This window comes from Glycomyces halotolerans (assembly GCF_054779575.1).
The window spans coordinates 45311-60250 of sequence record NZ_BAAGXZ010000004.1 but is presented as its reverse complement, the minus strand read 5'-3'; the positions used below and the strand labels follow the sequence as shown (position 1 = coordinate 60250).

The 14940-nt window shown below is 68.3% G+C and carries 13 protein-coding genes and 1 pseudogene; 5 read left to right on the top strand and 9 right to left on the bottom strand.

The window, feature by feature from the left end:
- Nucleotides 1–63: 63 nt before the first annotated feature.
- The 4 genes from ACYVL2_RS05140 to ettA form a co-directional block, all read right to left on the bottom strand.
- Nucleotides 64–822: a type III secretion system chaperone family protein gene (locus ACYVL2_RS05140; RefSeq protein ID WP_460540861.1), complete on the bottom strand. Its 759-nt coding sequence runs from the start codon at nt 820–822 to the stop codon at nt 64–66.
- A gap of 316 nt (nt 823–1138) precedes the next feature.
- Entirely contained in the window at nt 1139–1693 is a 555-nt protein-coding gene (locus ACYVL2_RS05135) for a hypothetical protein (RefSeq protein WP_460540859.1), read from the bottom strand.
- Nucleotides 1681–2082, bottom strand: a complete 402-nt coding sequence (locus ACYVL2_RS05130; protein ID WP_460540857.1) for an acyl-CoA thioesterase — start codon at nt 2080–2082, stop codon at nt 1681–1683. The genes ACYVL2_RS05135 and ACYVL2_RS05130 overlap by 13 nt, the downstream gene beginning before the upstream one ends.
- A gap of 1 nt (nt 2083) precedes the next feature.
- Complete coding sequence (gene ettA / locus ACYVL2_RS05125) at nt 2084–3763, bottom strand: ABC transporter ATP-binding protein (RefSeq protein ID WP_460540855.1); 1680 nt, start codon at nt 3761–3763, stop codon at nt 2084–2086.
- Nucleotides 3764–3914: 151 nt separating this feature from the next.
- Here ettA and ACYVL2_RS05120 point away from each other — a divergent pair, with 151 nt between their 5' ends.
- Genes ACYVL2_RS05120 through ACYVL2_RS05110 form a run of 3 tightly spaced genes read left to right on the top strand, consistent with a single transcriptional unit; the run spans nt 3915 to nt 9848 of the window.
- Nucleotides 3915–5360, top strand: a complete 1446-nt coding sequence (locus tag ACYVL2_RS05120; protein WP_460540853.1) for an alpha,alpha-trehalose-phosphate synthase (UDP-forming) — start codon at nt 3915–3917, stop codon at nt 5358–5360.
- Between the two features lie 45 nt (nt 5361–5405).
- Nucleotides 5406–8000, top strand: coding sequence for a trehalose-phosphatase (gene otsB / locus ACYVL2_RS05115; RefSeq protein WP_460540851.1), 2595 nt, complete (start codon nt 5406–5408; stop codon nt 7998–8000).
- A gap of 60 nt (nt 8001–8060) precedes the next feature.
- On the top strand, nt 8061–9848 hold the full coding sequence (locus ACYVL2_RS05110; RefSeq protein WP_460540849.1) for a protein kinase domain-containing protein: 1788 nt from the start codon (nt 8061–8063) through the stop codon (nt 9846–9848).
- A 70-nt stretch (nt 9849–9918) separates the two neighbouring features.
- Here ACYVL2_RS05110 and ACYVL2_RS05105 read toward each other — a convergent pair whose 3' ends face one another.
- On the bottom strand, nt 9919–10275 hold the full coding sequence (locus tag ACYVL2_RS05105; RefSeq protein ID WP_460540847.1) for a hypothetical protein: 357 nt from the start codon (nt 10273–10275) through the stop codon (nt 9919–9921).
- Nucleotides 10276–10668: 393 nt separating this feature from the next.
- Between ACYVL2_RS05105 and ACYVL2_RS05100 the strand changes: the two genes are divergently transcribed.
- Entirely contained in the window at nt 10669–11175 is a 507-nt protein-coding gene (locus ACYVL2_RS05100; protein WP_460540845.1) for a DUF3145 domain-containing protein, read from the top strand.
- Between the two features lie 66 nt (nt 11176–11241).
- Here ACYVL2_RS05100 and ACYVL2_RS05095 read toward each other — a convergent pair whose 3' ends face one another.
- Nucleotides 11242–11886, bottom strand: coding sequence for a thioredoxin domain-containing protein (locus ACYVL2_RS05095; protein ID WP_460540843.1), 645 nt, complete (start codon nt 11884–11886; stop codon nt 11242–11244).
- Between the two features lie 89 nt (nt 11887–11975).
- Here ACYVL2_RS05095 and ACYVL2_RS05090 point away from each other — a divergent pair.
- Nucleotides 11976–12839 (top strand): annotated as a pseudogene (locus ACYVL2_RS05090) (AraC family transcriptional regulator); the annotation flags it as partial.
- 6 nt (nt 12840–12845) lie between these two features.
- On the opposite strand, the gene truB reads toward ACYVL2_RS05090, so the two are convergent.
- The 3 genes from truB to ACYVL2_RS05075 form a co-directional block, all read right to left on the bottom strand.
- The gene (gene truB, locus ACYVL2_RS05085) at nt 12846–13739 is read right to left on the bottom strand and encodes a tRNA pseudouridine synthase B (RefSeq protein WP_460540841.1); all 894 of its coding nucleotides are present in this window, start codon (nt 13737–13739) and stop codon (nt 12846–12848) included.
- Between the two features lie 335 nt (nt 13740–14074).
- Complete coding sequence (locus tag ACYVL2_RS05080) at nt 14075–14614, bottom strand: PIN domain-containing protein (protein WP_460541215.1); 540 nt, start codon at nt 14612–14614, stop codon at nt 14075–14077.
- Nucleotides 14503–14886: a helix-turn-helix domain-containing protein gene (locus ACYVL2_RS05075; protein WP_460541213.1), complete on the bottom strand. Its 384-nt coding sequence runs from the start codon at nt 14884–14886 to the stop codon at nt 14503–14505. The genes ACYVL2_RS05080 and ACYVL2_RS05075 overlap by 112 nt, the downstream gene beginning before the upstream one ends.
- Nucleotides 14887–14940 lie beyond the last annotated feature (54 nt).

Genomic DNA, 14940 nt, shown 5'->3' with positions numbered 1-14940 from the left:
GCGGCCGGCCGAACGGTCGGCCTCACTTGTGGCCGGTGGTGTCCGGCCACTGAGGAACGAATGCTACAGCAGCTCGCCTTCGAGCCACTCCACGAAGGTGCCCGAGATCGCGGTGCCGCAATCGATCAGCTCTTCGAGCAGCGCCTTGGTGATGCCAGGGCGAACCGGCACCTGGATCTCGCCGAACACCGGCAGGGAGCCCGAGTCGGTCGGCTCGCCGAGGTAGGCCTTGAGGAACCTGCGGGTGCGGTTCCACTCGTTCATGGCCGCGTAGCCGCGCTCGGCCCACTCGCGGGGCACGGTCTGGTACGCGCGGGCGCGGAGCACCAGAATGTCCGAGTCGGGCCCTTCGGCACGGACCTGGACTATGTGCCGTTCCCAGAGGGCCACGATGCCGCCGTGCTCGTCCACCAGGTAGCGGATGTCGAGGTTCTTGAGGGCGGCGATGATCCGGTCGGCGTCGAGCGGCTCGGGGTCGTCCTTGGCCGCCTGCGCGATCTCCTCGAGGTCCGTGACGAACTCGGGATCGATCTCCTCGAGGTCGCGCTTGATCAGGTGCCAGCGCTCGACCTCGGAGATCTGCTCCCTGCCGGGCCCGTAGGCGAGCGGCTCGGGAGCGGTGTGCGGATATTCGGCCTCGGTCATCGCGAGCTCGAGCGCGTCGCGCGACTCGGAGCGCGGCGTCGGGACCGCGTTCGGCTGGCTGCCTCGCGCCTGGGCGCGTTCGGCGGCTCCTCCGAGCTCGCTGTCGCCCTCGGCCGCCGGCCGGGCGACCGCCTCGTCCTTCGCATCGCGCTTCCTGCTGCTGCGCCACCACGCCATATCGTCGTCCGCCTTCCCACCCAAAATGCGAATCACCGGCAGTACATGGGTTTAACGTTGGCTTTCCTGCTTGACTGAACTTCACCGCATATGCGGGGGTTCGCGCAGTCCCAAGTTACGTCCCAATGCGCTGAGCAGCCTAGAACTTCGCACCGACATTGCACAACCGTCAAGCATTCCTGTCTGAAAGTATGAGCCCTCGACCACATGTACGGGATGCCGAGGAGCTGACTGTCGCACGTCTCATACGCCGAAGCGAGCAGAAAGCCGGAAATACCGGAGCTTGTCGGATTGCCGTCAAATGTCGGTCGACGTGTCAGAGCAGCGGCAGTCCTCGCTCGCGTTCCCATACGGCCCCATAGGTGGCCGCGAGGCCGACACGGCGCCCGAAACGCAGAACGCGAACGGGATCCTCGCCGACGAAGCCCATCCGCATGAGGGCGACCACGAGGCGGAACTGCACCGGGTAGTCCCGGTCCTCGAACTCTACGCGGAGGGCCACATGGTCGAGCAGGACGTCGCGCAGCCTCCGGTCGCCGACGCCTTTGCCGCGGCGTTCGCGCAGAGCCTCGGCGGCCTGACGGTCCAGGGCGGCGATCTCGACGGCGGGGACGGTCTCGATGGCCTCCCAGCGGCCTCGTGGGAGCCTGCCGCGCCAGTCGGCCTCCGGACGGGGGTCGAGGCTCCCTGCGGCCATGTCACCGGCCCGGTAGACGGCCTCGGCGACGTCCCCGGTGCGTTCGCGGACGGCCAGCACCCCGATGGGCAGCACGGCCCAGAGCCTGCCTTCGTGGACCCGGATCAGGGCGCTCGGGTCGAGTCGGGCGACGCGCGCGGCGAACGCGGCGTCGTCGCGGCCTAGTCCTGCCATCGCCGCAGAAAGGCCCGTTCGTCCTCGGTGATCCGGCGCGGGCGGCCCTCGGCGGTGTCGTACGGCACCAGCACCGACCTGGCCCGAGCGCACAACTTGCCGTCGGCGAAGACCTCGTAGGCGAACGTGAACGAGGCGTTCCCGACCTTCTCGACCCAGACCTCGACGCGGACGTCGGCCGGGACGGTCACCGGCAGGATGTAGTCGACCTCGTGGCGCGCCACGACGACGCCCTGCCGGAAGCCGGGCACGCCGGCCTGCTCGGCGACGGTGAACATCATCGCGACACGGGCCTCTTCGAGCAGGACCATGTACTGGTTGTTGTTCACGTGGCCGAAGGCGTCCATGTCCGACCAGCGCAGCGCCGGCTCGGCGATGAAGCGGCCCATGTCAGTCCCTCGTGAGCTTGCGGTGCGTGACCCGGTGGGGCTTGACCGCGTCGGGGCCGAGCCGCTCGATCTTGTTCTTCTCGTAGGAGTCGAAGTTGCCCTCGAACCAGAACCACTTCGGGTCGCCGTTCTCGTCCTCGCCCTCCCAGGCGAGGATGTGGGTGGCGACGTGGTCGAGGAAGGCCCGGTCGTGGCTGATGACCACGGCGCAGCCGGGGAACTCCAGCAGGGCGTTCTCGAGGCTGGAGAGCGTCTCGACGTCGAGGTCGTTGGTGGGCTCGTCGAGCAGGAGCACGTTGCCGCCCTGCTTGAGGGTGAGCGCGAGGTTCAGCCGGTTTCGCTCGCCGCCGGAGAGGACCTTGGTGGGTTTCTGCTGGTCGGGGCCCTTGAAGCCGAAGGCGGCGATGTAGGCGCGGGAGGGCATCTCGACTTTGCCGACCATGAGGTAGTCGAGACCGTCGGAGACGACTTCCCAGACCGACTTGTCGCCGGCGAGACCGGCGCGGTTCTGGTCGACGTACGACAGCTGGACCGTGCCGCCGATCTTGACTTCGCCGGAGTCGGGCTTCTCGAGGCCGACGATGGTCTTGAACAGGGTGGTCTTGCCGACGCCGTTCGGGCCGATGATGCCGGTGATGCCGTTGCGCGGCAGACTGAAGTCCAGGCCGTTGATGAGTTTCACGCCGTCGAAGCCCTTGTGGAGGTCCTTGACCTCGATGACGGTCGAGCCCAGGCGCGGGCCCGGCGGGATCTGGATCTCCTCGAAGTCGAGTTTGCGGGTCTTCTCGGCTTCGGCGGCCATCTCCTCGTAGCGGCCCAGGCGGGCCTTGGACTTGGTCTGGCGTCCCTTGGCGTTGGACCGGACCCACTCGAGCTCGTCCTTGAGGCGCTTCTGGAGCTTGGAGTCCTTCCGGCCCTCCACCTTCATGCGCTCGGCCTTCTTCTCCAGGTAGGTGGAGTAGTTGCCCTCGTAGGGGTAGGTGCGGCCGCGGTCGAGCTCCAGGATCCACTCGGCGACGTTGTCGAGGAAGTACCGGTCGTGGGTGATGGCGACGACGGCGCCGGGGTACTCGGCCAGGTGTCGCTCGAGCCACAGCACCGACTCGGCGTCGAGGTGGTTGGTGGGCTCGTCGAGCAGGAGCAGGTCGGGCTGCTCGAGCAGGAGCTTGCACAGCGCGACGCGGCGGCGCTCACCGCCGGAGAGCGTGGTGACCGGCCAGTCGCCGGGCGGGCAGCGGAGCGCGTCCATGGCCTGCTCGAGGCGCGAGTCGAGCTCCCAGGCGTTGGCGGCGTCGAGCTCCTCCTGGAGGCGGCCCATCTCCTCCATCAAGTCGTCGGAGTAGTCCGTGGCCATCAGGGCGGCGACCTCGTTGAACCGGTCGAGCTTGGCCTGGAGCGGCGCTACGGCCTCCTGGACGTTCTCCATCACGGTCTTGGACTCGTTCAGCGGCGGCTCCTGGGCGAGCATGCCGACGGTCGCGTCCGCGGCCAGCCGCGTCTCGCCGTTGGAGACCTGGTCGACGCCGGCCATGATCCTCAGCAGGCTCGACTTGCCGGCGCCGTTGGGGCCGACCATGCCGATCTTGGCGCCGGGCAGGAAGTACAAGGTCACATCGTCGAGCACGACCTTGTCGCCATGCGCCTTACGCGCCTTTTCCATGGAGAAGATGAACTGCGCCACACTGATCCTTCGCGTCACTCGGAGTCGATCAGACCAATGATGTCAAGTCCGCCGGGTTTCCGCCATTCGGGCTCGGCCGAGACCGTACTGCGTCACGACGGCATCTCAGGAAGCGGGCACCGCTAGGCTGGTGTCAAGGAGGGACTACAAATTGAGCAACGCATCCTTCATTGTCGTAGCCAACCGCCTCCCCGTCGACGCCGTCGTCGACGACGAGGGAAACACAACCTGGCGCCGATCCCCTGGCGGCCTCGTCACCGCCCTCGAACCAGTACTCCAGGCCAACAAGGGCACGTGGATCGGATGGGCCGGCCGGACCGGCGCCGCTCCCGAGCCCTTCGAGGCCGACGGCATCAACCTGCTGCCCGTCGAGCTCAGCGCCGACGAGGTCAAGCGCTACTACGAGGGGTTCTCGAACGCCTCGCTGTGGCCGCTGTACCACGACGCGGTCGAGCCGCGGGTCTTCCGCCGGTCGTGGTGGAAGTCGTATTACGAGGTCAACCTGCGATTCGCCGAAGTGTGCGCGGCCGAGGCGGCGCCCGGCGCGGTCGTGTGGATCCAGGACTACCAGCTGCAGCTGGTCCCGGCGATGCTCCGCGAGCGGCGCCCGGACCTGCGCATCGGCTTCTTCCTGCACATCCCGTTCCCGCCGGTGGAGCTGTTCATGCAGCTGCCGCACCGCATGGAGATCCTCAAGGGCCTCCTCGGCGCCGACCTCGTCGGCTTCCAGCGGCCTCTGGCGGCCCAGAACTTCCTCTCGCTCACCCGCCACCTGCTCGGCTACCGGCCGCGAGGCCACTACGTCACCGTCGACGATCGCCTGGTCCGGGCCGACGCGTTCCCGATCTCCATCGACACGGCCTACAACGAGCAGATCGCCAACACCGACCGCGCGCGCACGCGCGCCAAGGAGATCCGCGCCGAACTGGGCGAACCGGACACGATCATCCTGGGCGTGGACCGGCTGGACTACACCAAGGGCATCGAGCAGCGGCTCAAGGCGTTCCGCGAGCTGCTCGAGGACGGCCGCTTCGAGGTGCCGAAGACGGTGATGGTGCAGGTCGCCACCCCGAGCCGCGAGCGGGTCGAGCAGTACAAGGTGCTGCGTGAGCGAGTCGAACGTGAAGTAGGTCGCATCAACGGCGAATTCGGCCAGGTGGGCCTTCCGGCCGTCCACTACCTCCACCAATCGTTCGATAGATACGAGCTCGCGGCCTTGTATCAGGCCGCCGACGTCATGGCGGTGACGCCGCTGCGCGACGGTATGAATTTGGTCGCGAAGGAGTACGTGGCCAGCCAGATCGACAACAACGGCGCGCTCGTGCTGAGCGAATTCGCCGGTGCCGCAGGCGATCTGAGGCAGGCGTTCCTCGTCAACCCGCACGATCTCACCGGTCTGAAAGACGGATTTGTGACAGCGGCGGGCTCCTCGCCGGACGATAAGATGAAAAAGATGCGCGCGATGAGGCGCTATCTGCGAAAGCACGACGTCAACCGCTGGGCTCGCAGCTTCCTCACGGCGCTAGGAGTTCCGGAGCGCAGCGCGGCGTACAATCCGGGCAGCTCACCCGCCGCTCATACGGCGGAAGGCTCATAGGCACATGCCTGATTTCGCAACTGACCGGTGTTGGAGATACGCCTGATGACCGCACCCAGCCCAGAGGGACTCGGTACCGGAGGATTGAGTTCCTCCGACGAGCTCCGCTCGGCCCTCACCCGACTCGCCCGAGTTCCGCAGCTGCTCGTGGCGTGCGACTACGACGGCACGCTCGCCCCAATCGTGACCGACCCCTCGCAGGCCAAACCGATTCCCGAGTCGGTATCGGCTCTGCGCACGCTCGCGAATCTGCCGCAGACGAAGGTCGCGGTCATTTCGGGTCGCGCGCTGCGCGACCTCGCGGCACTGTCTCGATTGCCCTCTGAGATCCATCTGGTCGGTTCGCACGGTTCTGAGTTCGACGTCGGCTTCACCCGGGCGCTCTCCAGCGAGGATCAGCGGCGGCGCGACAAGCTCGTGGCCGAGATGACCGCCATCGCCGAGCGTTACGACGGCGCCCGGGTGGAGCCGAAGCCGGCCGGCGCGGCCCTGCACACGCGGGAGGCCGAGGAGTCCGACGCGAGTGAGGCCGCCCGCGAGGTCCGCGAAGGACCGTCTACTTGGGATGGAGTGCAGACCACGGAGGGCAAGTCCGTCATCGACCTGTCGGTGGTGGCCACCCACAAGGGCGACGCGCTCGACAAGCTGCGCCACCAGCTGGGGGCTTCCGCCGTCCTCTTCCTCGGCGACGACGTGACCGACGAGAATGCGTTCGCACACCTCCACGGTCCGGACGTCGGCGTGCGGGTCGGCGGCGGCCCGACTCGCGCGCACTACCGCATCGGCGACCCCGAGGACGTCGCCAAACTCCTGGCGCGCCTGGTCGACATCCGACGCAGCTGGCTCCAAGGCGAGTCGGCCCAGCTCATCGAGCGGCACACGATGCTGGCCGACGGCGCGAACCACGCGCTGCTGACCCCGGACGCCCGGCTGACGTGGATGTGCCACCCGCGACCCGACTCCGGGTCGATCTTCGCCGACCTGCTCGGCGGCGAGCACGCCGGCCACTTCACCGTCCAGCCGGTCAACGCCGGCATCCCGCTGGGCCAGCGATACGTGTCCGGAACCATGACCGTCGAGACCCGCTGGGCGGGCCTGACGGTGACCGACTGGATGGACTCGACCCCCCGGCGGCGCGGCGACCGCAACGCCACCGTCCTGGTGCGAGAGATATCCGGTGAGGTCCCGGTCGAGATCACCTTCGCCCCGCGCCCGGAGTTCGGGCAGCTGCCCGTGCAGCTCCAGCCGATCGACGACGACGGACTCAAGGTCCTCGGCGCCAACGAGCCGATCAGCCTGCGCTCCCCCGGCGTCGAATGGCAGATCGACGACGACGGCCAGCACTGCCTGGCCCGCACCACGGTCGACCTGGCCAAGATCGGCGGATCGCTGATCCTCGAGCTGCGCGCGGGCGTGGAGGACCTCTCGGAATGGAAGCCCCCGGTCAACGTCCGCCGCCGCACCACCGAGGCCGGATGGCGGAACTGGTCCGACTCCCTCAAACTCCCCACCATCGAACCTGAAGCCGTCTCGCGCTCGGCGCTCACTCTTCGGGCGCTGTGCTACCAGCCGACCGGCGCGATCCTGGCCGCCGGCACCACCTCACTGCCGGAAGAGCTCGGCGGGGTCCGCAACTGGGACTACCGCTTCTGCTGGATCCGCGACGCGGCCATGACCGCGCACGCCCTGGTCGACCTCGGCTCCCTCCAAGAAGCCGAGTCGTACTTCGAGTACGTCGCCGGCATCATCCAGCGCACCGCCGGACACCCCGAGCGGCTCGCCCCCCTGTACGACATCGAAGGGATCGCGCCCTCCCCCGAGGCGATCATCGACACCCTCCCCGGATACGCCGGCTCCAGGCCGGTGCGCATCAACAACGCCGCCTCCAGCCAGGTGCAGCTCGACGTGTTCGGCCCGGTCGCCATGCTCATCGAAGCGGTCGCGCAGCGACGCGGCCACCTGACCGACTTCGAGCAGTCCGTGATGACCTCCATGGTCGAGGCGGTCGAGAAGCGGTGGCACGAACCCGACCACGGCATCTGGGAGGCACGCCAGGCGCCGCGGCACCACGTGTACTCCAAGGTCATGTGCTGGGTGACCGTCGACCGGGCGCTCAAGGTCGCCGACCACTTCGGCATGGAGTACGGCCCCACCTGGCCGGAGCTGCGCGACTCGATCGCCAAGAACGTCCTCGAGCTGGGCTGGAACGACGAGATCGGCGCCTACACCGCCGCCTACGGGCACGAGGACCTCGACGCCGCCTCGCTGTGGGTCGGCCTGTCGGGGCTGCTGGCGCCCGACGACCCCCGCTACCTCAAGACCGTCCTCAAGATCGAGGCCGGGCTGCGCAGCGGCCCGACCGTCTACCGGTACCACCGCGACGACGGACTCCCGGGCACCGAAGGCGGGTTCATCCTGTGCGCGGCCTGGATGGCCGAGGCTTACATGCAGGTCGGACGCCGCACCGACGCCGAGGAGCTGTTCGAGCAGATCCTCGCGTGCGCCGGACCGACCGGCCTGCTGCCCGAGCAGTGGGACCCGATCGCCGAGCGAGGCCTGGGCAACCACCCGCAGGCGTACTCGCATCTCGGCATGATCCGGGTGGCGAACCTGCTCAACGGCCAGAACGGCCACGTGTAGACGCAGCGGCTAATCTGTTGGGGACGTTAGTTCGATCGTCCCCAACAGAAAGCCTGCGCCTTGAGCTCCCCCACTCCGGCCATCCCCGGCTACCGCGATTTCGAGATGGTCGCGCACGGGTCGACCGCGTTCGTCTACCGCGCCGTCCAGGAGCGGCTCGACCGGACGGTGGCGGTCAAGGTCCTGCTCGTCGACGACGACATGACCACCACCGCCTCGGTCGAGAAGGAGCTCGAGGCGACCGTGGCGGTGTCGAACCACCCGCACATCGTCTCCATCATCGACACCGGTTCCACCGAGGACGGCCGACCGTACATCGTCATGGAGTACTGCGACGGCGGCTCGTACTCGCAGATCCTCAAGGCCGAGCGGCAGCTGAGCGTCGAGGACGTCATCGAGGTGGGCGTCAAGATCGGGCAGGCGCTCCAGGCCGCCCACAACGCCGACATCCTCCACCGCGACGTCAAGCCGCAGAACATCCTGCGGGGCCAGTACGGACCCGCGCTGGCCGACTTCGGAATCGCCCGGGCCCCGGCGGCGCTCGCGGCGACCGAGGCGATCGACAAGCTCACGCCCCTGCACGCCTCTCCCGAGGCGCTGCTGCGGCAGGCGCAGACTCCGGCCAGCGACCTGTTCAGCCTCGCCTCGAGCATGTGGCAGCTGCTGGCCGGCCATGCGCCGTTCGCCAATCCCGAGGGCGGCACCGACCCCGACACGCACCGGGACCGGGTCACCTCCGAGGCGCCGCCGCCGAAGCTCCCGCGCGATGACGTTCCAGAATGGCTGGAGAGCCTGCTGGTGCGGGCGCTCTCGCGCGACCCGGCTCGGCGGCCTGAGTCGTGCACCGCCTTCGCCGAAGAGATCCAGCGCGGGATGTACGGCTCCGGAGGCGGGATCGGCAAGGCGCAGGCTCCGACCACGATCGGCGACATCAGCAACGAGAAGACCGTCTTCAGACCGCAGGGCCCGCCGCCGTCGCAGCAGGCACCGCTGGATCCGTTCGCTCCGCCGGGGCCCGCCCCCGAATCGGCTTACACCGTCGGGCAGCGGACCTCGTCGGGACACACCGACGGCTACTCGCATCAGCTGGGGCAGTCGACCGATCCGCGCTACGCGCGGCACCTCGACGGCTCGGCGCCGGTCAGCGCCACTCCCCATGCGGCGCAGCACCAGGGCGTCGCGGAGGGGGCCCCGCCGGTATCGGCCGCACCGCATTCGGCGCCCCCGCAGGCGCCGGTGAGCATGCGTCCGCCGACGACGCCGTGGACGCGGCAGCAGGCCGCCGCCGGGGCGCCGCAAGGCCAGGGCGGTGCCGGAACGATGGAGGCTGCGCCGCAGCCGCAGCCGTTCGCGCCGCCGGTCATCAGCCGCGACGGCGACAAGCGGGCGCACAAGCCGGCGAAGGCGCCGCGGGCGCCGAAACCGCGCCGCCCGAAGGACGACCGCGGCCTGAAGTCGTACGTGATCCTCGGACTGGTGATCACCGTCGTGCTCGGCGCGGTGATGGTCGGCTGGCTGTGGCTGATCTCGCCGGACTCGCCCGACGAGATCGACCCTGCCACGCTCGACGGGGCGGGCGCGCCGCAGCAGCTCCAGATCGTCTCGTGGAACGGCGGCACCGTCGAGCTCTCCTGGGAGGCGCCGGTCGAGGACTCGCAGCTCCAGTACTTCGTGATGGCCCAGCGGGTCGGCGACGAGCAGGCGAGCCGACTGGGCGAGCCGACGACGAGCACCGACTTCACCGCGAGTGGGCTCATTCCGAGCGAGGACTACTGCTTCACGGTGTTCGCGCTCTGGTCGACCGACAACACGCCGATGTCGGATCCGGTCTGCACCGACGACGAATGACGTTCACCCGATAGGCGCACGGAAAAGGCTCCGAACCATTCACGGTTCGGAGCCTTCGACGTTTCGGGTCTTATGCCGCGGCGGCCTCGGGGACTTCGCCGAAGGCCCCGGCCTCCTCGAGGGACTTCAGGGTGGTGTCCCAGCCGTGCTCGGCGGGGAGGTTCGCGGCGAAGGCCTCGACCTCGGCCCTGATCTTCTCGCCGTGGCCGGCCTCGGAGAGGGCGGCGATCGCGGCGACGAACTCCTCGGAACCCGTGGCCAGGTGCAGGGTGCGCCCGTCGGTCAGGTTGCGCAGGTACACGTGCTTGCCCTGGTTGAGCGGGATCAGGTACTTGAATTCGCCGAGGACGTTGAGTCCCCCCGCCGCGCCGGCCTTCTGTCCGGCTTTGACGGAAGCGCGTGCGGTTTTCGAAGTGTTGGCTGCCACGCCGGTCTCCTCACCTTGTCGTGTAAGTCGAAATCTTCTGCCATGCACAGGGAGCGGCCCGGACGGCGGGCACTGAACCTGGGTTGGACCACAAAAGAAAACCGACACTATGCCGGTCTTCGACGAGTGTATCTCAGGCCCTCGGTGCGCCTCCTAGCACATAGACCAGGTGTGACGCATTGAATGAGGGAAAAAATGAGCGCTCGGTGCGGTTTAAGCCTAGCGCGATGCTTTGCGAGCTGTCAGTATGTAAGTGAGCGGAATAGCGTACCGGGTTCGAGTTCATCCCCTCTTCGGCCCGGTCGATACCCGTTGGACGACTTCGAGCCGTCCCCAATTGACCACAAGGAGTGAGCCGGTACTCAGATACGCCGATCCCCGAGGAGGTGCGCGATGCAGACACGCGGCGTGATCTACATCCACTCCAGCCCGCCGGCGGTGTGCCCGCACGTCGAGTGGGCGATCGGGCGTGTCCTGGGTCGTGGCTCCGAGGCCGCGACGGTCAAGCTCGGCTGGTCTCCGCAGGAGGCCGAGCGCGGAACTATGCGCGCCGAACGCGCCTGGACCGGCGAGCCCGGCATGGGCGCGGAGATCGCGAAGGCGCTGGCGCAGTGGCCGATGCTGCGGTTCGAAGTGACCGAGGACCCCAGCGCCGGCGTCGACGGCGAGCGGATCATGCACGTGCCCGGCCGGGGCGTGTACCGGGCGGCGATGAGCGCCGGCGGCGGCATCATGATCGCCGAGGACCGCGTCCGGGCCCTGCTCGCCACCACCACCAGCGCCGAGGCGCTGCGAAGCGGGCTGGACCAGCTCCTGGGCCTCGACTGGGACCGGGAGCTCGCCCCCTATCGGCAGGCCGGCGGCGGCGTGGAGCAGTCCTGGCTCTCGCAGGTGAGCTGAGACTCCAATACCGATACGACATCGGCCCCGCGCTCGCGCGCGGGGCCGATGTTCGGTGTCCGGAGGTCAGTCGCCTCGCAGATTGCTGAAGTCCGGTCCCTTGGTCCGCGTCCGCTTCAGCTCGTAGAAGCCGGGAGTCGTGGTGACGGCGTAGACACCGTCCCACAGCTTCGCGGCCGCCTCACCGGTCGGCGCCGGGGTCACCACCGGACCGAACAGTCCGACCTGTACGCCCTCGTCGTTCTCCACTGCCACCACCGGAGTGCCGACGTCGGTGCCGACCAGGCCGATGCCGCGCTCGTGCGATGCCTTCAGCGCTTCGTCGTACTCGTCGGTCGCGCCCGCCTCGGCCAGCTCGACCGGGAGTCCGGCCCGCTCGAGCGCGGCCGGGATGTAGAAACTGGAGTCCTTGGACTGCTCGAGGTGGATCCGGTTACCCAGGGCCGTGTAGAGGCGGCCGAGGGTCTCGTTGTCGTACTTCAGGGCCACCGCCGTCGCCACTCGGACCGCCGGGAGGGTCTTCGGCATCAGCTCCGCGTAATCGGGCGGCAGCTCGTCGATGCGGTCTTCGTTGAGCACGTACAGGCTCATCACGTTCCAGCGGATGTCGATGTCGCGGTATTTCGACGCCTCGATGATCCAACGCGAGGTCATCCACGCCCAAGGGCACGCGGGATCGAACCAGAAATCTATGGGTTTCCTATCTGCCATGGGGCCAAGGCTACTTCGGGAACGTGTCGTCACCCGGATGCGACGAAGTCGATCTTGAAACTTCGCCTTTGCGGATAAAATGGACGCCGATGCTGGTAAGAAATCGACACGACGACACTCCGCCGCTTTCATTCGCCCCCGCCGGCGACCTTCCCGCCGGGGTCGAGGTGCTCCCGCTCGCCAGGCTCCGCGACCGACCGACGCGGGCACCGGCCCGGCCGGTGCGCTCGGGCCTGCACCATCTGCTGACGCTCACCTCGGGGTCGCTGCGGCACACCGTGGACTTCACCCCCTACTTGCTCGAACCGGGAGCGTGGCTGTGGGCGCGGCCCGGCCAGGTGCAGCAGTGGGGCGATCTCGAAGGCGCCGAAGGGACGCTGTTCCGGTTCGAGACGTCGTTCCTCGACCCCGACACCGCCATCGGCGTCTGCGCCGCGGATCCCCACGCCCCGGTGCTGCGCGCTCCGAAGGGCCAGGACCACGCGCTCCTGCGGGTGGCCTCGAGCCGGCTCCAATGGGAGTTCGGGGCCGAGGAGCGGCTGCCGACGGACGTCAGGACCCAGATCCTGCGCCATCTGCTGGCGGTACTGGTGCTCCGCGTCGCGCACCTGCCGGCCCCCGGCGGTCCGGCCGCCGAGCCGGGCGAGGTCTACCTGGCGTTCCGCGACGCGGTCGAGCGCGACTTCGCGGTCACCCGGAGGCTGGCCGACTACGCCAAGGCACTGGCCTACTCGCCGCGGACGCTCTCGCGCGCCACGCTCGCGGCCGCCGGGATGCCCGCGAAGGAGTTCATCGACCGCCGGGTGGTCTTGGAGGCCAAGCGCATGCTGGCCAGCTCCGAGCTCCCCGCGGCGAGAGTCGCGTCTCGGCTCGGCTTCTCCAGCGCCACCAACTTCAACAAGTTCTTCCACCAGCGCACCGGAATCACGCCCATAGCGTTCCGGGACTCCGTCGCGGCCTTAGGCCGCGGCGAAGACGGTCTCGGGCTTGGCGCGGTCGCCCTGCTCGGTCATGACCGCCAGGAGTTCCCCGGCTTCATCGAGCACGGCGTAGCGCCCGGCGATCGCCGCCGCCGCGATCGACTTCCCGTATGACAGGGCCTTGGCCTCTTCAGCGGTGGCGGTGCGGGTCGGCATCAGCTCGGCGGCCGCCCGGCCCATCGGCAGCGCCCCGAGGGGGCGGCCCTGTTCGGAGCGCTCGGCGAGCGTTTCGAGCGTCGCGGCCGCGTCGAGGCCGAACCTCCCGACGCCGGTGCGGCGCAGTGCCGTCAAGTGGCCGCCGACGCCGAGGGCCTCGCCGAGGTCGCGGGCGATGGCGCGGATGTAGGTGCCCGAGGAACAGGAGACGTCCACGTCGACGTCGACGAACTCACCGCGCCGGATCGCGCCGACGTCGATGGCGCGGATGGTGACCCGCCGGGCCTGGATCTCGACGGACTCGCCTTCGCGCACCCGCTTGTAGGCGCGCTTGCCGTCGATCTTGACGGCGCTGACCGCGCTGGGAACCTGGTCGATCTCGCCGACCATCGCGGCCAGCGCGTTGCGGAGGGCCTCGTCGGTGGCTCCCGAAGGGTCGGCGGTGGCGGTGATGTCGCCTTCGGCGTCGTCGGTGACGGTGGTCTGGCCGAGGCGGATCGTCGCGGCGTAGGTCTTGTCGAGCCCGGAGACGTAGGCGAGGAGTTTGGTGGCCTTGCCGACCGCGATGATGAGGACGCCGGTGGCCATGGGATCGAGGGTGCCGCCGTGGCCGACTTTGCGGGTCCCGCAGATGCGGCGCATTCGGGCCACCACCCCGTGCGAGGTGATGCCTTGGGGTTTGTCGACGACGATGATGCCCGGCTGCGGTGTGGTCACAGCCGTACAGGATAGACCGGGTGCGGGAACGCGGCCCTACTGGTGGCGGTCGAGCGACTCCTGGAGCGCGCGGAGCGACTCCGAACGAGTGTCTTCCCAGTCTTCGGGACGGTCCTGGTCTTCGTGGAGGCTTGCCGTATAGGTCCTCATCCTCGATACCTTAACGGCCGTTCATGAATTTTTCAGCCGAGTATCCATATGCTGAGAAGGGTGGATGCGGGCGTACTCGGTCCCTGCCATGGAGCGCGCTCCCGATCCCGTGCGACACAGGATAAGGGCGAGCCGGACGAACTTGAGCGCCGCCGGCCCGCCCTGGTCTTGGATACCGCCCTCCGTCAGGACACGATGTGTCGGCGCAGCTCAGCTGCAAAGTTCGGCAGCCCGATCCGGTCGAGCACTCCAAGCAGCCCTGCGACGCTTCGAGACTCACGCCGGTACCTGGCCGCCTGCCGCTTGACGGCCTCAATCGTGAGCCCAGGTTGCAAGTCCAGTTGGTCAAGGAGGAAATCGTCTGGATGCACCGGTTCGATCTCAAAGCGTTTTAGGGCCTCGGGCGGAAAGTCGGACAGGTTCGCGGTGACGATGACTTCGGCTCGGCCTCGGATCGCTGCAGCCAGCACGTGTCGATCTTTGGGGTCGTTCGGCATCCCCTCGACGAGGTCTTCGTATCCGGTGATCTCCGCATCGAGGAAATACCGCCGCATCTGGGCGATGCGGCGGTCAACGGACTGCTCCGCTATTCCGTACTCGAGGAGGTTGCGCCTCAACTCACCGAGGATGTCGGTCGACCATAGCGGCCGGTAGACACCGTCTTCTGCCAGTGAGAGCAGCGTGTCGCAGAGGTAGGCCGGAAAGAGCACACAAGTGTCGAGCAACGCTGACTGACGCACGCATCCACTCCTAATCGAGTCGGTTTGATCGACTCGACTGTCTCGTACAAACCGGCGTCCTCTCCCTCGGACACCATCTCTCCCAGGCCGGCTCGCCGCTCCATGCGGCTTTGCTCTTGGTAGGTGAGCACATCTCGCAGTAGCACCCGGCGGTGCCGACCACGCCGGCTGTATGGAATCTCTCCGTCTTCGAGCAGCCGGACAAGTGTCGGCCGCGAGATGTTGAGTAGGTCGGCTGCCTCTTGTGTGGTCAACATCGTGTTGTGGGGCGCGATAGTGATCGCGAGCCCCTGGGACAAGCCCTCAACGAC

Bases quoted from the DNA above. Each gene is read 5' to 3' on its own strand.
- ACYVL2_RS05130 (WP_460540857.1), bottom strand. From the start codon at position 2,082: ATGGGCCGCTTCATCGCCGAGCCGGCGCTGCGCTGGTCGGACATGGAC.
- ACYVL2_RS05075 (WP_460541213.1), bottom strand. From the start codon at position 14,886: ATGTTGACCACACAAGAGGCAGCCGACCTACTCAACATCTCGCGGCCG.
- ACYVL2_RS05095 (WP_460540843.1), bottom strand. From the start codon at position 11,886: ATGGCAGATAGGAAACCCATAGATTTCTGGTTCGATCCCGCGTGCCCT.
- ACYVL2_RS05135 (WP_460540859.1), bottom strand. From the start codon at position 1,693: ATGGCAGGACTAGGCCGCGACGACGCCGCGTTCGCCGCGCGCGTCGCC.
- ACYVL2_RS05140 (WP_460540861.1), bottom strand. From the start codon at position 822: ATGGCGTGGTGGCGCAGCAGCAGGAAGCGCGATGCGAAGGACGAGGCG.
- otsB (WP_460540851.1), top strand. From the start codon at position 5,406: ATGACCGCACCCAGCCCAGAGGGACTCGGTACCGGAGGATTGAGTTCC.
- ACYVL2_RS05100 (WP_460540845.1), top strand. From the start codon at position 10,669: ATGCAGACACGCGGCGTGATCTACATCCACTCCAGCCCGCCGGCGGTG.